General features: G+C 64.7%; 18 protein-coding genes. 3 read left to right on the forward strand and 15 right to left on the reverse strand.

Annotation, left to right across the window (positions count from 1 at the left end):
• Nucleotides 1-4: 4 nt before the first annotated feature.
• Together KF827_RS01470 and KF827_RS01475 are read right to left on the reverse strand one after the other, a co-directional pair.
• Nucleotides 5-2,557 carry an FtsX-like permease family protein gene (locus tag KF827_RS01470; RefSeq protein WP_290998768.1) on the reverse strand — a complete coding sequence of 851 codons (2,553 nt, stop codon included), beginning with the start codon at nt 2,555-2,557 and terminating at the stop codon, nt 5-7.
• A 1-nt stretch (nt 2,558) separates the two neighbouring features.
• Nucleotides 2,559-3,290: an ABC transporter ATP-binding protein gene (locus tag KF827_RS01475; RefSeq protein ID WP_290998773.1), complete on the reverse strand. Its 732-nt coding sequence runs from the start codon at nt 3,288-3,290 to the stop codon at nt 2,559-2,561.
• 106 nt (nt 3,291-3,396) lie between these two features.
• On the opposite strand from KF827_RS01475, the gene KF827_RS01480 reads away from it, so the two are divergent.
• Entirely contained in the window at nt 3,397-4,014 is a 618-nt protein-coding gene (locus tag KF827_RS01480) for an arylesterase (RefSeq protein ID WP_290998778.1), read from the forward strand.
• A gap of 166 nt (nt 4,015-4,180) precedes the next feature.
• On the opposite strand, the gene KF827_RS01485 is transcribed toward KF827_RS01480, so the two are convergent.
• The 8 genes from KF827_RS01485 to KF827_RS01520 all read right to left on the reverse strand — a co-directional run bounded on the left by KF827_RS01485 (nt 4,181) and on the right by KF827_RS01520 (nt 13,837).
• Complete coding sequence (locus KF827_RS01485) at nt 4,181-5,308, reverse strand: DegT/DnrJ/EryC1/StrS aminotransferase family protein (RefSeq protein ID WP_290998781.1); 1,128 nt, start codon at nt 5,306-5,308, stop codon at nt 4,181-4,183.
• Nucleotides 5,309-5,314: 6 nt separating this feature from the next.
• Nucleotides 5,315-5,890 (reverse strand): acyltransferase, encoded by a 576-nt coding sequence (locus KF827_RS01490; protein ID WP_290998784.1) that lies wholly within the window; start codon nt 5,888-5,890, stop codon nt 5,315-5,317.
• Nucleotides 5,887-7,176, reverse strand: coding sequence for a hypothetical protein (locus KF827_RS01495; protein WP_290998786.1), 1,290 nt, complete (start codon nt 7,174-7,176; stop codon nt 5,887-5,889). The genes KF827_RS01490 and KF827_RS01495 overlap by 4 nt, the downstream gene beginning before the upstream one ends.
• 74 nt (nt 7,177-7,250) lie before the next feature.
• Nucleotides 7,251-8,387, reverse strand: coding sequence for a hypothetical protein (locus KF827_RS01500; protein ID WP_290998790.1), 1,137 nt, complete (start codon nt 8,385-8,387; stop codon nt 7,251-7,253).
• Nucleotides 8,388-8,410: 23 nt separating this feature from the next.
• Nucleotides 8,411-10,078 (reverse strand): glucose-6-phosphate isomerase, encoded by a 1,668-nt coding sequence (pgi, locus tag KF827_RS01505; protein ID WP_290998793.1) that lies wholly within the window; start codon nt 10,076-10,078, stop codon nt 8,411-8,413.
• 15 nt (nt 10,079-10,093) lie between these two features.
• Nucleotides 10,094-11,725, reverse strand: a complete 1,632-nt coding sequence (locus KF827_RS01510; RefSeq protein WP_290998796.1) for an alpha-D-glucose phosphate-specific phosphoglucomutase — start codon at nt 11,723-11,725, stop codon at nt 10,094-10,096.
• A gap of 15 nt (nt 11,726-11,740) precedes the next feature.
• Nucleotides 11,741-12,715, reverse strand: coding sequence for a class II fructose-bisphosphatase (gene glpX / locus KF827_RS01515; RefSeq protein ID WP_290998799.1), 975 nt, complete (start codon nt 12,713-12,715; stop codon nt 11,741-11,743).
• A 216-nt stretch (nt 12,716-12,931) separates the two neighbouring features.
• Nucleotides 12,932-13,837, reverse strand: coding sequence for a DUF1194 domain-containing protein (locus KF827_RS01520; RefSeq protein WP_290998802.1), 906 nt, complete (start codon nt 13,835-13,837; stop codon nt 12,932-12,934).
• An 82-nt stretch (nt 13,838-13,919) separates the two neighbouring features.
• Here KF827_RS01520 and KF827_RS01525 point away from each other — a divergent pair, with 82 nt between their 5' ends.
• Entirely contained in the window at nt 13,920-15,188 is a 1,269-nt protein-coding gene (locus KF827_RS01525) for a UbiH/UbiF/VisC/COQ6 family ubiquinone biosynthesis hydroxylase (RefSeq protein ID WP_290998806.1), read from the forward strand.
• 83 nt (nt 15,189-15,271) lie between these two features.
• On the opposite strand, the gene KF827_RS01530 is transcribed toward KF827_RS01525, so the two are convergent.
• On the reverse strand, nt 15,272-16,036 hold the full coding sequence (locus KF827_RS01530) for a DUF3750 domain-containing protein (RefSeq protein ID WP_290998809.1): 765 nt from the start codon (nt 16,034-16,036) through the stop codon (nt 15,272-15,274).
• An 85-nt stretch (nt 16,037-16,121) separates the two neighbouring features.
• Nucleotides 16,122-16,730, reverse strand: a complete 609-nt coding sequence (locus KF827_RS01535; RefSeq protein ID WP_290998812.1) for an ATP-dependent Clp protease proteolytic subunit — start codon at nt 16,728-16,730, stop codon at nt 16,122-16,124.
• Nucleotides 16,731-16,915: 185 nt separating this feature from the next.
• Between KF827_RS01535 and KF827_RS01540 the strand changes: the two genes are divergently transcribed.
• A complete protein-coding gene (locus tag KF827_RS01540; RefSeq protein WP_290998815.1) occupies nt 16,916-17,698 on the forward strand; it encodes a 3-hydroxybutyrate dehydrogenase in 783 nt (260 codons plus the stop codon).
• A gap of 9 nt (nt 17,699-17,707) precedes the next feature.
• Here the strand turns inward: KF827_RS01540 and KF827_RS01545 are convergent, their stop codons facing one another.
• The 3 genes from KF827_RS01545 to gltS all read right to left on the reverse strand — a co-directional run bounded on the left by KF827_RS01545 (nt 17,708) and on the right by gltS (nt 21,792).
• The gene (locus tag KF827_RS01545; RefSeq protein ID WP_290998817.1) at nt 17,708-18,754 is read right to left on the reverse strand and encodes a methyltransferase; all 1,047 of its coding nucleotides are present in this window, start codon (nt 18,752-18,754) and stop codon (nt 17,708-17,710) included.
• 18 nt (nt 18,755-18,772) lie between these two features.
• Entirely contained in the window at nt 18,773-20,455 is a 1,683-nt protein-coding gene (ettA, locus tag KF827_RS01550) for an energy-dependent translational throttle protein EttA (RefSeq protein ID WP_290998820.1), read from the reverse strand.
• 110 nt (nt 20,456-20,565) lie between these two features.
• A complete protein-coding gene (gene gltS / locus KF827_RS01555) occupies nt 20,566-21,792 on the reverse strand; it encodes a sodium/glutamate symporter (protein ID WP_290998823.1) in 1,227 nt (408 codons plus the stop codon).
• Nucleotide 21,793: the final 1 nt, after the last annotated feature.

Genomic DNA, 21,793 nt, shown 5'->3' on the forward strand with positions numbered 1-21,793 from the left:
CGGCTCAAGCCTGCCTGAGCAGCGGCGCCGGCTTGGCGCCCAGCGTGGCCCAGGCGCCGATCAGGCCGAGCAGCAGGGCAACGGCCAAACCGCCCAAAGCCGTCAGTGCGCCGACCTGCGGCAGCATCACGAAGGCGGCATTCATCTGCTTGGCCACGATGGCCCAGGATGCCACCAGGCCCAGCCCGTAAGCCACCAACGCGGCGCATAGGCCCACGGCTGCATATTCCATCAGGGTTGCCGCCATGATGTCGCGCCGCGTGGCGCCCAGGGCTTTCAGGATGGCGCCCTCGCGCAGGCGGCGGCGATGTTCGGCGGCCAGGGCGCCGGCCAGCACCAGCAGCCCGGCGATCAGCGTTACCACCGCGGCCCCGCGCACGGCGGCACCAAGCTGTTCCACGATGCGGTTGAGTTCGGTCAGCACATCCTTCATGCGCACCACCGAGATATTGGGATAGCTGGCGGTGATCGCCTTGAACAGGGCGGTTTCGCCATCCGGCGTGGCCTTCACGGTGGCCAGCATGGTATGCGGCGCGCGCTCCAGAAGGCCGGGCGAAAACACCAGCACGAAATTGATGCCGAAGCTGGTCCAGTCCAACCGGCGGATATTGGCGATGCGCGCCTCGATATCGCGGCCCAGGATATTCACGGTGAGCGTATCGCCGATGCCGATGCCCAGGCCGCGCGCGGCGGCTTCTTCCAGCGAGATCAACGGCGGGCCATCGTAATCCGCCGGCCACCATTGCCCTTCCACCAGGGTTGAACCCTCGGGCAGGGCGCGGGCATAGGTGATGCCGCGATCGCCTTGCAGCACCCAGCGCTGTTCGGTGGCGGCATGGCTGCTGGCTTGCTCGGCGCTTTCGCGGCCCACCCGCACCACGCGACCGCGCATGTTGGGCACGGTTTGCAGATCATGGGCGCCCGGCGTTGTGCGCACCAGGTTTTCCAGCAGCGGCACCTGGTCGGGCTGGATATCCACCAGGAAGAAGGCCGGGGCCTCGTCGGGCAGGCGTTCGGAAACCTGGCGTTGCAGATTGCCTTCCACCAGGGCCATGGTGACCAGCAGGGTGAGCGCCAGACCGAGCGACAGCATCAGGCTGGCGGTGGCCGCGCCCGGGCGATGCAGATTGCCGAGCGCCAGCCGCAGCCGCGCGGTAAACCCGCCGCTGGGCGGCAGCTTGATGGCGGCGGCGAGCCATCCCAGTCCCCAGGCGATGGCGCGGAAGAACAGGAACGACACCGTGGCCGCGCAAACGAAATAGAAGGCGAATTTCGGCTCGGCGGCACCGAAGACGGTGAGCAGGGCCAATGCCAGGAACAGGCCGGCCGCCGCCAGCACGAAGATGCGGCGCGGCCATGTGCGGCGGCCCGCAATCATGTCGCGGTACAACGCCGCCGGCTTGATCTCGGCGGCGCGCGCAAGCGGCCAGAGCGCGAAGGCCAATGCCACCAGCAGGCCATAAAGCGCGGCCATGCCCAGCGGCAGCCAATAGATGCCGGCGGCCAACGGCACCGGAATGATCTCGGCCAGCAGGGTGACGGCCAGATAAGGCATGGCGGCGCCGAAGATCAGCCCGATCATGATGCCCACCGCCGACAGCAGGAAGGTCTGCCACAGATAGATGCGGAAGATCAGCCCGGTGGTGGCACCCATGGATTTCAGGGTGGCGATGGTGGGCAGCTTGCTTTGCATATGGGCATGCACCGCATTGGCCACGCCAACGCCGCCGATCAGCAGGGCCGTGAGGCCCACCAGCACCAGAAACAGCCCGGCGCGGTCCAGAAAACGCCGCAGGCCGGGGCTGGAGGCGCTCCAGTCGCGGATACGCCAGCCGGCCTGGGCGTGTTCGGCCTTGGCGCGCTCGGTCACCATCTCTGGCGTGAGACCGGGCGATAGCCGGATGCGATATTCCCAATTGCTAAGCGTGCCGGGCTGCACCAGGGCGGTGGCGGCCAATGCGGCATCCGATACCATCACGCGCGGCCCCAGCGTGAAACCATCGGTGGCGCGATCGGGTTCGCGCTTCAGCACGGCGGCCACGCGGAATCGCGCCGCGCCGATTTCGATCTCGTCGCCCACATCGATGCCGAAACGCACCAGCGCGGTTTCATCCACCAGCGCGCCCCAGGTATTGCCCTGGGTATTGTTCTGGGTATTACCTTGCCGTTGCAGCGCCTCCTGCAGCGGCAGATCGGGTTCCATTTGCGCCTGGCCATAAAGCGGATAGGCCTGGTCCACGGATTTCAGTTCGATCAGGTGGCGTTGATCGGTTTTCAACGCATGGCCCATGGCGCGCATCTGCGCCACTTCCGAAACCTGGCCCTGGGCTTCGAGGAACAGGCGTTCCTCGGGCGTGGCCTGGCGATGGGTGAGGCGGAATTCGATATCGCCGCCCAGGATGCGGCGGCCATCGCGCTCCAGCCCGGCGAAAATGCCCGCGCTGATCGATCCGATGCCGGCGATGGTGGCAACGCCCAGCGCAAGGCAGGCAACGAAAAGCCGGAAACCCAGCAGGCCACCGCGCAATTCGCGCCAAGACAATCTGAATGACAGCATCTCAGTCTGCCGCCTGTCGCAAGGGTGCTTGTTGATTTGCGGCATTGCCGGCGCGCATATCGGCGATCACGCCATCCTCGATGCGCAGCACGCGGTCGCATAATTCGGCCAGTTGCGGATCATGGGTGATCAGGATCAGCGTGGAGCCGAGCCGGCGCGCTTCGCCGAACAGCAGATCCACGATGCCTTGCCCGGTGCGGCCATCCAGGTTGCCGGTGGGTTCGTCGGCCAGCAACAGCGGCGGGCGCGGCGCCACGGCGCGGGCCAGCGCCACGCGCTGCTGCTCGCCGCCCGATAGCTGCGCCGGATAATGCGTGAGGCGCTTTTCCAGGCCCACTTGCGCCAGCGCCGTGCCGGCACGTTCGGCGGCATCCTGCAAGCCCGCCAATTCCAGCGGCACCATCACATTTTCCAGCGCGGTCATGGTGGGGATCAGGTGGAAGCTTTGGAATACGATGCCGACATGACTGCGCCGCCACAGCGCCAGGGCATCCTCGCTCATGCCGTTCAGCGCCGCGCCGGCCACGTTCAGGCTGCCGCCGGTGGGCGCTTCCAGCCCGGCCAGCACCGCCAGCAGGCTGCTCTTGCCCGAGCCCGAGGGACCGACGATGCCAACGCTTTCGCCGGCCTGTACCGAAAGATCGATGCCGCGCAGGATATCGACCGGCCCGGCCGTGCTGGGTAGAGTGAGGCGGATATTGCTGAGCTGTACGATGGGTTCGGCAGGTGTCATGAGGCTTTTTATGCTTTCGGAATTGGCTTTTAGCAGGTGCGGCATGCAGACAATACACGGTTTATATGGGGCCATCCTGCGGTTTCGCCAGATAACGGCGGCATTTATGGTGATCGGGCTCACGCTTTGTGCAATCGGTGCCGCGCAGGCGCAGGCCGGCGGTAAAATGCAGGGCGGCCCGAAAATACTGGCTTTAGGCGACAGTCTCACCGCCGGCTATAATCTGCCCGCCGATGCGGCTTTTCCGAAACAGCTTGAAGCGGCTTTGCGCAAGGATGGCATTCAAGCGAATGTGATCAATGCCGGCGTATCGGGCGATACCACCACCGGCGCGCTCAACCGTGTGGATTGGGCTTTGGCCGACAAACCCACCCATGCCATCGTGGCGCTGGGTGCCAACGACATGCTGCGCGGCCTGAGCCCGGAAACCGCCCGGGCCAATCTGGAAAAGATCATCGTGAAATTGCAGCAGGCCGGGGTGAAGGTGATGCTGGCCGGCATGCTGGCCGCGCCCAATCTAGGTGCCGATTACGCCGCGCGCTTCAATCCGATCTATCCCGATCTGGCGAAGCAATACGGCCTGGCGCTGTATCCGTTTTTCCTGGATGGCGTGGCGGGCCAGCCGGCATTGAATTTGTCGGACGGCATTCATCCCACCCGCGAGGGCGTGGCCGAGATGGTGAAGCGCATGCTGCCGGGTGTTAAGGCTTGGCTGGCGGGGTAGTTGGGCTTCCCGCCGCATGCGTCGCGGTGTGCTTTTGCGAAAACACATCGTCACCCTCGGATTTATTCCGAGGGTCCATGCCTGGCCCATGCGCGCTGCTTGACCATGGACCCTCGGGACAGGCCCGAGGGTGACGGTGGGGGCGGGTGAGTGGCGGCGATGGGCGTTACAGCGCCGCCTTGATCGCCGCGCCGATGCGGTCGGCGGTTTCTTCCGGCATGAAGGGGTGCATGGGCAGGGCGAGGATTTCGCCGCTCAGCTTTTCGCTCACCGGCAGTGAGCCGGGGCCGCCGCCGAATTGCGCATAAGCGGTTTGCAGATGCATCGGGCGCGGATAATACACCGCCGTGGGCACACCGGCGGCTTTCAGCTTGGCGGCCAATTCGTCGCGCTTCGGCGTGAGGATGGAATATTGCGCCCAGGCGCTTTGCGTACCCTTGGGGCGGATCGGCGTGACCACCAGGCCCTTGAGCATGGCATCGTAATGCTGGGAGAGTTTTTCGCGCGCTTCGATCTCGGCGGCGAAGCTGGGCAGCTTGGCCAGCAGCACGGCGGCCTGAATGGTATCCAGCCGGCCATTCACGCCCACGCGCACGATGTCGTATTTATCGTCGCCCTTGCCGTGCGCCCGGATCGAGCGCAGCACATGGGCGGTTTCGTCGTCCTGCACGAAAATCGCGCCGCCATCGCCATAGCAGCCCAGCGGCTTGGCGGGGAAAAAGCTGGTGGCGGTTGCCGGCGCCAGCAGGCCCACGCGGGTATTGTCGCGCGCGCCGCCGAAGCTTTGCGCGGCATCGGCCAGCAGCAGCATGCCGTGCTGGTCGCAGGTTTTCTTCAGCGCGCTGTAATCCGCCGGCAGGCCGAACAGGTCTACCGCGATCACGCCGCGCGGCTTGAGGCGGCCTTCCTTCTGCACCCGTGCGATGGCGGCTTCCAGGCTGGCCAGGTCGATATTGAAATCGCGGCCATCGACATCGACGAAAACCGGCTCGGCGCCCAGCAGCAGCACCACTTCGGCGGTGGCCGTGAAGGTGAAGCTGGGCATGAATACGGCATCACCGGGGCCGATATTCTCCGCCATCAGCACCATCTGCAGCGCGTCGGTGCCGCTTGAGCAACTGATCACATGCTTGGCGCCGCAGAATGCGCCCAGCGCCTTTTCCAGTTCGGCCACTTCCGGGCCCATGATGAAGGCGCCGTGTTCCAGCACGCGGGCGATGCGGGCGTCGATATCGGCCTTCAGGTGGCTGTATTGCGCTTTCAGATCGACGAAGGGAATGGCGGCTTGGCTCATGGCTGCTTACTTTGATTGGAGGGGAAACAAATTGCCATCGCGTTCGGCATAGCGTTCGCCGGTGCGCGGGCAGACGAGATCGGGGCCGAGGCGTTCGCCGGTGCGGCTGACCCAGCCGATGCGGCGCGCCGGATTGCCCACCACTAGCGCGTAATCCGGTACATCCTTGGTGACCACGGCGCCGGCGCCGATCATGGCATAGGCGCCGATGGTGTGGCCGCACACAATCGTGGCGTTGGCGCCGATGGTGGCGCCGCGCTTTACCAGGGTGGGGCCGAATTCGTTCTTGCGCTCCACGAAGGCGCGCGGCGTGAGCACGTTGGTGAACACGCAGGACGGGCCGCAGAACACATCGTCTTCCAGCGTGACGCCGTTATAGAGCGCCACGTTGTTTTGCAGCTTGCAGCCATCGCCCAGGCTGACATTGGGGCCCACCATGGTGTTCTGCCCCAGCACGCAGCGCGTGCCGATGCGGCTGCCAGGCAGCACATGGGCGAAATGCCAGATCTTGCTGCCTTCGCCGATCTGCACATCGCTGTCGATGATGGCGGAGGGATGAACGTAATAGGATGGCTGGCTCATGCGGCCTCTTGCAGCAGGGATACGTAGAAATCATGCATTGCGCCATGCTCTGGCCCCGGCGGCTGGCCGGTATGGTATAGCAGCACCAGATCGCCGCCGAAGCGCCGGCAGGTGGCGATGATCGGGCGGCAGAGTTCCAGCGCCTGTTGCGGCGTGCAATCGCGGTATTTGCCGCCGAACAGGCCGAATTCCATCACCGGCGTGCTGCCTTGCAGCAGATCCAGGCTTTGCCGGCGCACCAGCGAATAGGCCGGCAGCGTGCGGCAGGAGCCGCTGCGGAAACCTTCGGCTTCCGGATAGCCCAGCGAATAATCCGCCTGCATGCCGGCATCGTTCCAGATATCGGGCGAGGTATCGGCGCGCCAGGACAGGATATGCTGGCGGCCTTCGCGCACCGGGCGGCCGATGGCGGCTTCCAGTCCGTCGCGCTGGCGGCGCCATAGCGACGCATCGGTTACCGTGCCGAAGCCGGGATGAAAACCCAGGCGATGGCCGCGCGCGGCAATCTCGTCGGTCAGCTTATGCAGCAGGCCGGGCATGCTGGCGGCATAGGGGCTGTCGTAGCTGCTGTCGCTCGGCCCCATCAGATAGAAGCGCGAGCGCAGGCCGTGGCGTTCGGACAGATCGAGCAGGTCGCGCACCGAACCCCAGGGCTCGTTGCTGGCATAAGCCTGCAGCCGCTTGAAAGCCGAAAGCGGCTTGCCGCGCTTGAGCAGGTCGCCGGCGGCCAGCCGCAGCGGCTCGATGGGCCGGTGATAGGCTTTCAGGCGGTCCACGTCGTGGGTGGGGATGGCGCGATAGCTTGTGGTGCTGGCCGGGTTGGCCTCGCCGGTGATCAATTGGGCCAGAGCCAGCAGGGCTTCATCCGCCGGCGCGTTGCCATACAGGCCCTGTTGCACCATGAAATCGGCCTGATAGGGATAGCGGCCATAGCGGTCGCGTTCGGCATGATCGCGCTCTTCCAGGCGGCTTTGCAGCAGGAAGATCAGGCCGATGGCATCGAACTGGCGGGGGTCCGGCCGGGGCTTGAGCTGCGCCGCGATGGCATCCAGCCGGGCGCGATTGAGATGCAGGCCATCGGCGGCAATCGTTACCGCCTGGGGAAACAGAAAGGCCGGCAGAGGGATGGCGCCAGAGGGGGGCTCGGCGCCGTAATGCAGCCAGCAGGGCGAGTCATCCGCCCGGCGCAGGCCGTAGCTCAGCGCCAGAGCCTTGCAGACATGGCCAATTTCCGGGGAATAATCCCTGGTATCGGGGCCGAGGCTGAGGCGATAGGTGCGGTTCATGGCAGGCCGTATAGGCCAGTGTTTAGCAGCCGGAAGGCGCCAGGGTCAAGGCGTGTTCAAGATGTGAACATGACCTAGCGGGCGGTATTCAGCAGCCGGATATCGTAAAGCGCCGGCGCGGCCTCGAATTCGCCCAGTTCGCCGGTGGCCAGCCCGAGCTGGATGGCATCGCTATCCTCGCGGTCGAAGATCATCCGGGCATTGAAGGTCTGGTGCGCGTAACCGTGCTTGTCGAGGATGCGATAGACCGTGACGCCGTTGCGGATCTCGGTGGCCGAGGTGACGCTGGCGCGGATGTTGCTGATGCGGTAGCCGCCGATCTCGCGGCCCAGCAATGGCTGCATGATCTTCTCGGCGCGGGCCAGGAACATGATCGTATCGACATCCGACTGGTTCACCAGCGCGTCGGTGCCGCGATTGAACTGGCCCACCAGCACCTGATAGGGCAGCGCCTTGGCGATGATGCGGGCCAGGGTGATGGTCACGTCGCCGACGATATACTCGAAGCCGCGCGGATTGACGCCTTCCACCTGATGATAGGAAAAATGCGAGCCCACCGTGAAGGCCGCGCGCAGCGTGGGCACCAGGCGCGGATCGCCCTTGCGGCGCGCCAGCGCATTGTCGGCCAGGATCAGCAGCAGCGCCAGATAGGTGCGCAGATCGGCTTCCAGGCCCTTGCTGCGGTTCCACACATAGAAGCCGTCGCCCACCGTCGAGCGTGCCAGTTCCACGCGCAGGCCGCATTCGTTCAGCCGCTTGCTGGCGCTGTTGATGGAATATTCCAGCGAGGAAAGCTGGGCCACCTGCTCCAGCGGCGTATGCTTGGAAAACCCCACGATATCGAACAGCATCACCGCGCGGTTGGCGGTTTCGGTGACAGCGTAGCGCTTCACCAGATTTTCGATCACGCCGGGATTCACATCGGCGCGGCCCTGGCCGATGTTGAAGGGTACTTCCATGGTGAGCGGGCGGGTGCGCAGCACCTTGCAGGTTTCGGCGAAGGTATGGTCGCCCATCAGGCGGCGGCCGCGGATCAGGCGCGGATATTCCTCGGCGCGGCCCAGCACATTGTAGGGTTCGGAAAACGCGAACGACACTTCGCTGCCGCGGTGGGTCCAGCCGGCAAGGATATGCTTGCCCAGGCGCCAGGAGGAATACAGGACGAAGTCGATCTCCCGCATGCCCTGACGGACGGCGTCCTGATCGCTCATCCGAGCCTCGTTCCCCTGTATTGTTAGTCGACAGCGCCTTTGCGGGCGACTTCGATCAACCCGTTGGTTGCCGGATCATGATGCGGCTGTCGTTTCGGGTCCGTCAACTCCTCGAGGATCGGCTTTGCAAGGCGCTTGCCCAGTTCCACCCCCCACTGGTCGAACGAATTGATGCCCCATACCGCGCCTTGCGCGAAAATCTTGTGTTCGTAGAGGGCGATCAACTGACCCAACGTAAACGGATCGATGCGCGGCAGCAGCAGCGTGGTGGTGGGCCGGTTGCCGGGAAAGCTGCGATGCGGCGCCAGCATGCGGGATTCGTATTCCGGCTGGCCGCTCTGGCGCAGTTCGGCCATCACCTCGGCCTGCGGCCTGCCCATGGCCAGCGCTTCGGTTTGCGCGAAGGCATTGGCCAGCAGCATGGCGTGATGCCGGGTGCCATTCTCGCCCATCGGATACCGGCTGTGCAGCGGCACGATGAAATCCGCCGGGATCGGCTGGGTGCCCTGATGCAGCAATTGATAAAAGGCATGCTGGCCATTGGTGCCTGGTTCGCCGAACACCACGGGTCCGGTGGCGTAATGCACCGGGCGGCTCCAGCGGTCGACGCGCTTGCCGTTGCTCTCCATGTCGGCCTGCTGCAGATAGGCCGGCAGGCGGGCCAGGCCCTGGTCGTAAGGCAGCACGGCCAGGGATGTGAAGCCCAGGAAGTTGATGTTCCAGATGCCGGCCAGGGCCATCAGTACCGGCAGATTGCGCTCCAGCGGCGCGGTCTGGAAGTGTTTGTCCATGGCATGGGCGCCGGCCAGGAAGCTGCGGAAATTCTCCATGCCGATGGCCAGCGCGATGGGGAGCCCGATGGCCGACCACAGCGAATAGCGGCCACCCACCCAATCCCAGAAAGTGAGGCGATGATCAGGCTTGATGCCGAATGTTTCCATCTCGGCAGGCGCCGCCGACAGCGCGATGAAATGCGCCGGCCAATCGGCATCTCGGCCCAGGCCGGCCTGCAACCATGCACGCGCCGAGGCGGCGTTGGTCATGGTTTCTTGGGTGGTGAAGGTTTTGGAGGCGACGATGAACAGCGTCTCGGCCGGGTCCAGCCCGGCCACGGCACGCGCCAGATCGGCACCATCCACGTTGCTGACGAACCGCACATCCAGCCCCGGCTGGTGATCGGCGGCCAGGGCATCCACCGCCATGCGCGGGCCCAGATCGGAACCGCCGATGCCGATATTGATCGCGGTGCGGAAAGGCTTGCCCGTCGCGCCGCGCCAGCGGCCTTCGCGGATGGCGGCCACCATGGCAGCCATGCGTTCAAGTTCGGCCTGCGCGGTGGCGGCCACATCCTCGCCATCGAGATCGAAAGCACTGCCCGGCGGCAGACGCAGCACGCTGTGCAGCACGGCGCGGTCTTCGGTCAGGTTGATATGCTCGCCGGCAAACATTGCGTCACGCAGGCCGGTCAGATCGGCGGCCTCGGCCAGATCGAGCAGCAGGCGCAGGGTCTCGGCGGTCAGGCGCTGACGGGAGAGATCGAGCAGCAAGCCGTCCTGGCGCCAGGACAGGGTATCGAACCGCTGGGCATCGGCGGCGAACAGGTCGCGCAGAGTCTGCGGCGCCAGCGCTTCGGCATGGGCTTGCAGGGCCTGCCAGGCGGGGCTGCTATCAATCGGCGGAAGCTGATCCATGCTGACAAGGGCCTTTCAGGTTATTACATCGGGTCCGCTGCGGCCGCTTTGCCGTCGCAGACCGAGCAGGCTTTCGGCAAAATCAATCAGCGGCGCCAGGCGCTGCTGCGGATCATCCTGCTGGCCTGCCGGATCCGGCTCGTAGGCCTCGAAATACAGCCGCACCGTGGCGCCTTCGGTGCCGGTGCCGGAAAGCCGCGCGATGATGCGGGCCTGGTCGCCGCAGATGATGCGCAGGCCCTGATTGCGGCTGATGCTGCCATCCACCGGATCGGTGTAGCTGAATTCATCGGCCGCCGTGATGGCGAGGGTGCCGATCTTTTGCCCCGGCAGGCCCGGCAGCGCCTTGGTCAGATTCGCCATGCAATCGGCAGCGATGTCGCTTTGCACGGCTTCGTAATCATGGCGGCTGTAGTAATGCCGCCCGAATTGCCGCCAATGCTGTTGCACGATTTCGGTTACCGATTGCTTCCGCACGGCCAGGATGTTGAGCCAGAACAACACGGCCCAGAGGCCGTCTTTTTCGCGCACATGGTCCGAGCCGGTGCCATAGCTTTCTTCGCCGCAGAGCGTGATGCGGCCGGCATCCAGCAGGTTGCCGAAGAATTTCCAGCCCGTCGGCGTCTCATAACAGGGCAGGCCCAGCTTTGCCGCCACCGCATCGGCGGCGCGGCTGGTGGGCATGGAGCGCGCAATGCCAGCCAATCCGTTTTTGTAACCCGGAACCAGATGCGCATTCGCCGCCAGGATTGCCAGGCTGTCGGACGGGCTGACCGCGAGATTGCGGCCCAGGATCATGTTGCGGTCGCCATCGCCATCCGACGCCGCGCCGAAATCCGGCGCATCCCTGCCATTCAGCAGCGCGGTGAGCTCTTCCGCATGGGCGGGATTGGGATCGGGATGGCCACCGCCGAAATCGGGCAGCGGCGTACAATTCAGCAGGCTGCTTTCCGGTGCGCCGAGCAATTCCACCAACAGGCGGCGCGCATAGGGGCCGGTGATGGCATGCATGCCATCGAAGGCGATGCGGAAGCCGCCTTTCAGCAAGGCGTGCATGGCATCGAAATCGAACAGGTTTTGCAGCACCTGGGCATGGTCATGCACCGGGTCGATCACCGATACCCGCATGCTGCCCAAACTGGTCTCGCCCACGCGATCGAGATCGGGCAACGGCCAATCCAGGATGCGATAATGGCTGATTTTCTGTGTGGCCTGGTAAATCGCTTCGGTGACGCCTTCAGCCGCCGGGCCGCCATTGCTGCTGTTGAATTTCACGCCGAAATCGCCATCCGGTCCGCCGGGATTATGGCTGGCCGACAGGATGATGCCACCTTGCGCCTTGTGGGCGCGGATCACCGCCGAGGCTGCCGGCGTGGAGAGCAGCGCGCCGCTGCCGATGATGCAGCGCGCCACGCCATTGGCGGCCGCCATGCGCAGGATGATGCCGGCGGCCTCGCGGTTGAAAAAACGGCCATCGCCGCCGAGCACGAGGCTGCCGCCCTGCAACGCCGGCTGGCTGTCGAAAATCGCCTGCACGAATGCTTCCAGATAGCCGGGCTGCTGGAATTCGCGCACCTTTTTGCGCAAGCCCGATGTGCCGGGCTTCTGGCCGGCAAAGGGCTTGATGGCGATGTCCTGGATCGACATGAATGCCTCAGGGCTTCAGGCGTGCGGCAGGCGGCTGGTGAGGTCGTATCGCGCGCCGGTGGCGGCATCCAGAATCAGTGTGTGCAGGATGGCGGTGTTGCCCTCGATGCGCACGCCCTGGCAGACCGGGCCGCTATTGATGCCGCTGGCCACGAACAGCGCATGCTCGGCTTTCACCAGGTCGCTGCCCGCAAGCCATTTGCCGGTATCCAGGCCGAAGGCGCGCACCTTCTCGGCCTCATCGTCGCTCTGCGGATCCACGCGACCGAAGAATTCGCCGCCCATGGCGCGCGCGAAGATCGCGGTGATCACGCCTTCCGGCGAACCGCCGGTGCCAAACAGCGCATCCACCGGCTGGCCATCCTGCAGCGCCATGAAGGCGCCGGCCACATCGCCGTTTTCCTGCAACATGGTGCGCGCGCCGGCGGCATGGATATCCTTGATCATCGCATGATGGCGCTTGCGGTTGAGCACGAAGATGCGCAATTCGCGGACCGGCTTGCGCAAGGCGTCGCTCAAGGCTTCCAGCCGCTGCTTAACCGGCCAGGCGGGATCGACCTTGCCCTTGGCGGCGGCCGGCAGCACCAGCTTGTCCATGTAGAAACTGGGGCCGAGATCGAACATCGCGCCGCGCGGCGCCAGCGCCATCACGGCCATGGAATTATCCACGCCGTTGGCCATGTTGGTGGTGCCCTCGATGGGGTCCACGGCGATTTCGATTTCAGGATCTTTCTGGCCGATGCGTTCGCCGCGATAGAGCAGCGGCGCATTGTCCTTTTCGCCCTCGCCGATCATCACGATGGCATTGATGCCGATCTCGCTCAGCGCCTTGCGCATGGCATCCACGGCGGCGCCATCGCCGTCTTCCTTGGCGGAGCGACCGGCCCAATCGTAGGCCGCCAGCGCGGCTGACTCGGTGACCAGGCGGAGCGCAAAGGGAAAATCGGGGCGGGCAAAGGGATTGGATGCAGGCGCGTTGCTAGCAGACATGGGGTGGCGGTCTCCTCCTGGCCGGCCGATTGATCGCTTGGGAATACGGCAAAAACCCGGCTACGCCAAGGCGGATGCATGAATTTAGCACTGCATTATGCAGGCATTGCAGGGCCGGAAATGAGACATTCAGATTATCGGGACAAGCCGCCGGAAGTGGGACAGCGGCAGGCTATTGATCCCGGCGCCGCAGGCTATTGATCCCAGCGCCGCAGGCTATTGATCCCAGCGCCGGCGCCAGAATTCCTGGCTCTGGCGTTCGCCGATATCGCAGCCCTTGGCATAGCCCTGGTTCTGGGTGGGCATCACGCGCCAATCGTTGAGCTTGGGGCGCGGGCCGAATTGCAGCCAATCTTTGGGCACCACCGGGGCGCTGGCGATTTCCAGGATCAGCTTGCGGCGCACGGCTTCATGGAAGGTGTCGAAACCCTGAGCCACCACCACGAAGGAGCCCGGCCCGCCGGTGACACAGCCTTCGTAATAGGCGTCCAGATCCGGCAGCGTGGGAAAGCCCCAGGTATTCTGTTTGTCGTTGATGATGGTGAGGCCGTTGATCACGATGCCGGCGGCCAATGCCATGTCGCGCGCCACATCCACCCGGCCGCCATCGTTGTTGGGGCCGTCGCCGGAAATATCCAGCACGCGCCGCATGCCCTGATAGGGTGCGGCGGCAAAGCGCGGCAGGGCATGGGTGATGGCGCCTGAAATGCTGGTGCGGCGCGCCGTGCGGATCGGCTGGGCCAGCAGATGCTGCGATACCCGCTCGGCGCTGGCGGCGTCCGAGATCAGCGTCCAGTCCATGATCTGATTGTCGGTGAAGCTGTCGGCCCATTCGAAATAGGCGACGGCGATGCGGCCATGGATGCCGCCCTGGATAGCCTTCACCACTTTGGGATCGACGATTGCCTTGGCATAGCCTTCGCGCTGCAGGCGGGCTTCGTCGGGATCGATGCTTCCGGAGATATCCACCGCCAGCAGCAACACCAGATCCACTTGGGGTTTGTTGGGGTCGAAACCGAGGGTGCCGCCATCCCGGTTCCGGAGCTGGGCCGAAGCGGGAGCGGAAAGGGATACCGACGCCAGCAGAGCCAGCGCAAGAATCGCAAGGCAACGCCTGATCATGCAATCAGCCTAGCCCGGGCGCGACACCGCGTCCATCGCAGATTGCTTTACAAGCCGGCCCGGCAGGGGGATGCTGCCGGCCATGACAACGCTCGATACCGATATTGCCATCGTTGGCGGCGGCCTTGCCGGCCTCACCCTGGGCATCGCCCTTGGTAGGATGGGCGGCCGTATGGGTGGGCCGGGCTTGCGGGTTTTGCTGGTAGACCGCGAAGATCCGGCCAGGGCCCTGGCTGCCGGCTTCGATGGCCGGGTATCGGCCATCGCGCTCGCCTCGCAGCGCATGCTGGATGCCATCGGCCTGTGGCGCCATGTCAGCGAGGCGCAGCCGATGTGGGATATCCGGGTATCGGATGGCGATTCCCGGCTTTTCGTGCATTACGATCACCGCGACCTGGCTGAACTGGGCGACCAGCCCTTCGGCTGGATGGTGGAAAACCGGGTGATGCGCCAAGCCCAGCAGGCGGCCCTGGCCGATTTGCCCAACGTGACCCTGCTGGCGCCCATGGGCGTGACCGGCATGCAGCTGGGCGAAAGCGGCAGCGGTCAGCCGGCCAGCCTGCAGCTTGCCGATGGCCGCGAAGTTCGCGCCCGCCTGGTGGTCGGCGCCGATGGCCGGCAATCGCAGATCCGCCAGCTTGCCGGTATCGGCGTGCAGCACTGGAGCTATAACCAGACCGGCATCGTCTGCACCGTGGTGCATGAACGGCCGCATCATGGCGTGGCGCAGGAGCGTTTCCTGCCCGCCGGACCCTTCGCCATCCTGCCGATGACCGACGATAGCGCGGGCCGGCATCGGTCCTCCCTGGTCTGGACCGAGCCGCCGGAACGCGCCAAGGCGATCCTGGCGCTGGACGAGGCCGGCTTCGTAGCCGAGATGCGGCTGCGCTTCGGCGACCATTTCGGCAAGCTGACCAGCACGGGTCCGCGCTGGTCCTATCCGCTCACCTTCCTGCATGCGCGCGATTATTGCGCCCATCGCCTGGCGCTGGCCGGCGATGCCGCCCATGGCATCCACCCGATTGCCGGCCAGGGCCTCAATCTCGGCTTGCGCGATGTGGCCACGCTGACGGAAGTGATCGTGCAGGCGGCGCGTGTGGGGCTGGATATCGGGCAGGAAAATGTGCTGGACGATTACGCCCGCTGGCGGCGGGTGGATAGCACCGTGCTCAGCGCCGTCACCGATGGTTTGACCCGGCTATTCTCCAACGATATCGCGCCGATCGCGCTGGCCCGCCGGCTCGGCCTGGGGCTGGTGCAGAAATTGCCGCCGGCCAAGCGATTGTTCATGCGCCATGCCATGGGCGATCTGGGCAGGCTGCCCAAGCTGCTGCGCGGCGAGGCAGTTTAGCCACAATCACCCCAAATCCGTCATGCCCGGGCTTGTTCCGGGCATGACGGATTTGGGGTGGCGGGTTCGCAGGCTACGGCTTTTCAGGAGCCTTCGCGGCCGGTTTCCGCCGCCATGCCGATGCGGCCGATGCCGGGCAGTTTGAGGGCAGGGCGCAGCAGGTCGATGCCGAGTGTGAGGCCGAGCAGGTTCAACTCGATGCCTTCGGCGGGCGCCAGCGTCAGGCCGGCCAGGCCGAACAGGGAAAGCTGTACGCCATGGCCGCTGGGTGCGGTGCCAATCGGCATGCCTTCGGCGATGAAATCCTTGCCCACGGCGGTAGGCGGCAGGCTCAGGCCGAGTTCCGGCACGGAGCGACCGATATGGGCGGTGAATGTGTTGGAGTTCGGCCCCGGCCACATCACGTAACGGTCGGCATGGGGATATTCGGCAATCGCCTGCAGCACGCGGGGGATCAGCTCGGTGGCGCGAGGGCCGCGGATATCCAGCAGCAATTCCGGTTCGTTGCCGGCCCAGCGGGTATCGGGCTGGCCATAGCGTTCGCGCACATTGGGGCTGCTCCAGCGCACCACTTCAAAGCGCCGGAAGCCATCGGCGCCCTCAGGCTTCACGGCGATCCAGGTATGCACCGCGAAGGCGCCGCGCCAGCCCCATACCCGGGCGGCATAAACCTGGATGGCGGCTTCGCTGTTCTTGGTGGGATCGGGGGCCAGGCCGGTGCTGTCCCAGCGCGCGCCGCTCCATGAACGGGGCCGGTCTTCCTGCAAAGCCAAGCCGGCCGCGCTGACACCCAGCGGCAGGAAAAGCAGGGCTAGCAATATCAGGGCAATACGTCGCGCGGTCTGCATGACCTGCGATGATAGGGCGGATTATGGCGGCAACAAGGCCGTTTTCTCCGCCCTCACCATTTCGTGGTCAGGAACCGATTTGCAGTCAGGCGATATCGCTTTGGTTCTGCACGATACGGCCGACCAGGCCATAGGCGATGGCCTCATCGGCGGTCATCCAATAATCGCGGTCGGTGTCCTTTTCGATCCGCTCCAGCGGCTGGCCGGTTTCGCGGGCGAAAATTTCGTTCAGCCGCTTGCGCATGCGGATGATTTCCTTGGCCTGGATGGCAACATCCGATGCCTTGCCGCCGGCGCCGCCAGACGGCTGGTGCAGCAGGAAGCGGGTATTGGGCAGGCAGAGGCGGTTTTCCCGGGTGGCGGCGCTGAAGATCAGCGCGCCGGCCGAGGCCACCCAGCCGGTGCCGACGATGCGCACGGTGGGTTTCACGAACTTGATCGTGTCGTAGATCGTGTCGCCGGATTCGACGTGGCCGCCCTGGGAATTCAGGAAGATGGTGATCGGGTCGTCGCTGTCGGCGGCCATGGCCAGCAGCCGGGCGGTGACGCCCTGGGCCAGTTTCTGGTCGATGCCGCCGAAAATCAGGATGGTGCGGGCCTTGAACAGCCGCTCATCCAGGCCGCCGAACTTGTCCTTGGCGTCCTTTTCGTCTTTCTCTTTTTCCGGGGCGTCGTCGTTCAGCGCATACAGCATCGGTCAAACTTCTCCTGGCGGTTGATCCTGCCTAGCCCAGCCCGTTGCGGCTTGCAAGGGCCGGGGGCGCCTTGCAAGGGCCGGGGCAGGGCAGCAAGATGGTGTTACGCCGGCCAATCCGCTAGATTGCCGCCGGAAACCACAGCAAATTCCACTTATAAATCCACTTATAAAGGAGTGCAGCGATGCTGAAAGGCAAGTCCGCCGTCGTGACCGGCTCCACCTCCGGCATCGGGCTCGGCATTGCCGATGCCCTGGCCGCGGCCGGCGCCAATGTGATGCTGAACGGCTTCGGCAAGCCCGAGGAGATCGAGGCGATCCGCGCCGGCCTGGCCGCCAAGCACAAGGTGACCGTGCTCTATAGCGGCGCCGACATGAGCAAGGGCGAGGAGGTGGCCGGCCTGGTGCAGGGCGCCGAGCAGGCCTTCGGCAGCGTGGATATTCTGGTGAACAATGCCGGCATCCAGTTCGTGTCGGCGGTGGATGAATTCCCCGAAGCGCGCTGGGCTGCCATCCAGGCGATCAACCTGTCGTCAAGCTATCACGCCATCAAGGCCGCGCTGCCGGGCATGAAGAAGCGCAACTGGGGCCGCATCGTGAATATCGCCTCGGCCCATGGCCTGGTGGCCTCGCCGTTCAAGTCGGCCTATGTGGCGGCCAAGCATGGCCAGGTGGGCCTTACCAAATCGGTGGCGCTGGAAGTGGCCGAGCAGAATATCACGGTGAATGCGATCTGCCCCGGCTATGTGCGTACGCCGCTGGTGGAAGGCCAGATCGACGACCAGGCCAAGGCGCATAACATGCCGCGCGACCGGGTGATCCGCGAAGTGATCCTGGCTTCGCAACCCAACAAGCGTTTCGTGGAAGTGGAAGAAGTGGCGCAACTGGCGCTGTTTCTCTGCGGCGAATACGCCAAGTCGATCACCGGCACATCCATTGCCATCGATGGCGGCTGGACGGCGCGTTAAATCACCGCGCTAGGCGGCGCGCAGCACGAACACATAGCCGGCCACCGGCTTTGCATCTTCCTGGCGCAGGGTTTCCCGCGCCAGGCTTTGCAGCGCCAGGCTTTCCAGTGCTGGGCCTGCGGTTTCGGTCAGCTTGCGGATATAGCCCTCGCCATGGGCGTAGCGGCCGCTCTTGCCCGCCGTGAAACCATCGGGGCGCAGGGCATCGGCTTCCACGGTGGCCACGAAAATGCCGCCGGGCCGCAAGGCCGCGCGGATGGCGGCGAAGGCATCCTCCAGTGCGCCGAAATAGGCCAGCACATCGGCCGCCAGCAGCAGATCGAACTTAGCCGGCCGCGCCTGCAGCCAGGCCACGATCTCGGCCACGTCCAGCGCATCGTAGAGTTTGCGCTCGCGGGCTTTCTCGATCATGCGCGGCGACAGGTCGATGCCGCTTAAATGCGTGCAGAGGTCGCGGATTTCAGGCCCCAGCAGGCCGGTGCCGCAGCCCAGATCACAGGCATTTTCCGCCTTGATGCCGACCAGTGCCGCGCGCGCGGCATCGGCCACCAGCTTGGGGGCGCGGTATTCCAGCCAATGGGTGAGCGTGCGATCAAACGTATCGGCGAAGGCATCGAATAGCCCGGCCACATAGGCGGGATCTGGCCTGGCCGGTGCGCTGCCCGACAGCACCGCATGCATATGCGCCACTTCCGGATCGTCTGGCAGCAGGGCATGCAGGCCGGCATAGGCGGCCCCGGCCTCGGCGCGTTTATCCAGCCGCAAGGCAAGCTGCGCCACGCTGCGCAAGAGCGGGATGGATTGCGGATTGGCGGCCAGTGCACGGCTCTGGCGGGCGAATTCCTCTTCGCGCTGGCGCTTCTGCTTTTCGGCGGCCAGCAGGCTTTGCACCGGATCGGGCGCAAAAGCCGCGGGCAGGGCGGCCGTGCCGGGCATCGCCTGTTTGCCGGCCAGGCCGAGCAGGCGGTCGCTGATCGAAGTGGCGGCAACAGGCTTTTGCGGTGGCTGCGTGTTGCCGCCTGCTTTTCCTGCTTGTCGCCGCTGCTTGCGGTTCATCTGCTGGCTGTGCCGTTTTTAGCTGCGGACCAGGGGTTTGTACTTGATGCGATGCGGCTGATCGGCATCGGCACCCAGGCGCTTTTTCTTGTCGGCTTCGTAATCCTGGAAATTGCCCTCGAACCATTCCACATGGCTGTCGCCCTCGAATGCCATGATATGGGTGGCGATACGATCCAGGAACCAGCGATCATGGCTGATCACGATGGCGCAGCCGGCGAAATCCAGCAGGGCCTCTTCCAGCGCGCGCAGGGTATCGACATCGAGATCGTTGGTCGGTTCGTCGAGCAGCAGCACGTTGGCGCCTTCCTTCAGCATCTTGGCCAGATGCAGACGGTTGCGCTCGCCGCCGGAAAGCATGCCGACTTTCTTCTGCTGGTCGGCGCCCTTGAAGTTGAACCACGAACAATAGGCGCGGCTGGGCACTTCGCGTTTGCCCAGCGTGATCATGTCGTTGCCTTCCGACAATTCCTCCCACACGGTTTTCTTGTCGTTCAGGCTGTCGCGGCTCTGGTCCACATAGCCCAGCTTCACGCTCTCGCCCACGCGCAGGCTGCCGGCATCGGGCGTTTCGCCGCCGGTGAGCATGCGGAACAGGGTGGTCTTGCCGGCGCCGTTCGGGCCGACGATGCCGACGATGCCGCCAGCCGGCAGCTTGAAGTTCAAATTCTCGATCAGCAAGCGGTCGCCGAAGCCCTTGGTGAGGCCTTCCGCCTCGATCACCACATTGCCAAGGCGCGGACCCGGCGGGATCGTGATGGTGACCTGCTCCACAGCCTTGTCCTGCTGCTGGGCCAACATCTCTTCATAGGCATTGAGACGGGCCTTCGACTTGGCCTGGCGCGCGCGCGGGCTCTGGCGCACCCATTCCAGTTCGTTCTTGAGGGTGCGGCGGCGGGCGTCTTCCGCCTTGCCTTCCTGCTCCAGGCGTTTTTCCTTCTGGTCCAGCCAGGAGGAGTAATTGCCTTCCCAGGGAATGCCGGCGCCGCGATCAAGCTCCAGAATCCAGCCGGCCACATTGTCGAGGAAGTAGCGGTCATGGGTGACGGCCACGACAGTGCCGGGATATTCGTGCAGGAAGCGCTCCAGCCAGGCCACGGATTCGGCATCCAGATGGTTGGTCGGTTCGTCGAGCAGCAGCATGTCTGGCTTGGACAGCAGCAGGCGGCACAAAGCCACGCGGCGCCGCTCGCCGCCCGATAGTTTGGTCACATCGGCATCGCCGGGCGGACAGCGCAGGGCATCCATGGCGATTTCCACGTTGCGCTGCAGATCCCAGGCATCGGCGGCGTCGATCTTTTCCTGCAGCTCCGCCTGTTCGGCGATCAGCGCATTCATTTCATCGTCGTCGGTCACCTCGCCGAACTTCATCGAGACTTCCTCGAAGCGGTCCAGCAAAGCCTTGGTCTCGGCCACGCCTTCCATCACATTGCCCAGCACATCCTTGGACGGGTCGAGCGCCGGCTCCTGCGCCAGATAACCCACCTTCACGCCTTCGGCGGCCCAGGCCTCGCCGGTGAATTCGCTGTCCAGCCCGGCCATGATCTTCAGCAGCGTGGATTTGCCGGAGCCGTTCAGACCCAGCACGCCGATCTTGGCGCCGGGCAGGAAGCTCAGCCAGATATTCTTCAAAACCTGCTTGCCGCCGGGATAGGTCTTGTTCAGACCCTTCATCACGTAAATATATTGATACGAAGCCATGTTATTGATTCCACTAGATGATCATTTCGTCGCGCGGTCGGCCCGAACGGCGCCGCGCCTGCGGCCCGCACTCTATACGTTTTCACGCCGGCCTCAATGCCCAGGGTTTTTCACCGGATCAGCAGGGCGATCACCAGGGCATTCACGATATCGATGAAAAAGCCGCAGACCAGCGGCAGGATCACGAAGGCGCGGTGGGCGGCGCCGTATTGCTGGGTGACGGCGGTCATGTTGGCAATCGCCGTGGCCGTGGAGCCGAGTGTGATGCCGCCGAAACCGGCCGCCATCACCACCGCCTCGTAATCCCGGCCCATCAGGCGGAAGACCAACAGCAGCGTGTAGCCGATGGTGAGGGCGATCTGCAGCGTCAGCACCGTGATAATGAAGCCGAAGCTGCCGGCCAATTGCCAGAGCTGTAGTCCCATCAGTGCCATGATCAGGAACAGACCGAGCGATAGATCGGAGATCAGCGCAAAGCCATGGCGGATGCCGGGCCACAGCCTGAGCAGGGTGCGGCCCACGATATGCGGCAGCACGTTGCGCACCAGGATGCCGGCAAACAAGCAGCCGACGAATGTGGGCAGTTTCAGCCCCAGCGTATCGATCATGCCATGCAGGCCGATGCCCAGCATGATGGTGGTGTTGAGGATCAGCAGCGCCCAGAGGATGCCGAAATAATCCAGCGGCGCATCGTCTTCATCATGGGTGGTGCCGATATCCAGCCGGGTATCGGTGGATGGCTCCACGGCATGGCGGCGCATCAGCCAGGCTGCCATCGGACCGCCGATCACGCAGGCCGCGATCAGCCCCAGCGTGTTGCCGGCCAAGCCCAGTTCCATGGCATTGCCGATGCCGAAATCGCGCTCGAAATGCGGCGCCCAGGCCAGGGTGGTGCCCACCCCGCCGGTGAGCGAGATCGACCCCACCATCAGCCCGGCGCGCGGATCCAGCCCGAAGGCTTTCGCCATCGCCATCGCCATGCCGTTTTGCAGCAGGATGAACACGCTGGCCAGCGCCAACAGCATAATCAGCGGCCTGCCGCCCTGCAGCAGGCTGCGGATATCGGATTTCAATCCGATGCCGGCGAAAAACATCAGCAGCAGAAAATCCCGCGCCGTCAGTTCGAAGCGGATTTGCTGGCCGAAGCCGAAATAGGCCAGCGCCACCAAGGCCGCACAGAGCAGGCCGCCGATCACCGCTTCATGGATGCTGTAGCGGCGCAACGGCTCGATCAGCATGGTGACGATCTTGCCCAACACCAGCAGCACCAGCGCGATGGTGAAAGAGAGGAAGGCGTCGATATCGACGACATTCACCGGTGCTGTCATCCGCGTCATG

Origin of the sequence: Ferrovibrio sp. (genome assembly GCF_019636075.1) — a bacterium.
Taxonomy (GTDB): domain Bacteria; phylum Pseudomonadota; class Alphaproteobacteria; order Ferrovibrionales; family Ferrovibrionaceae; genus Ferrovibrio.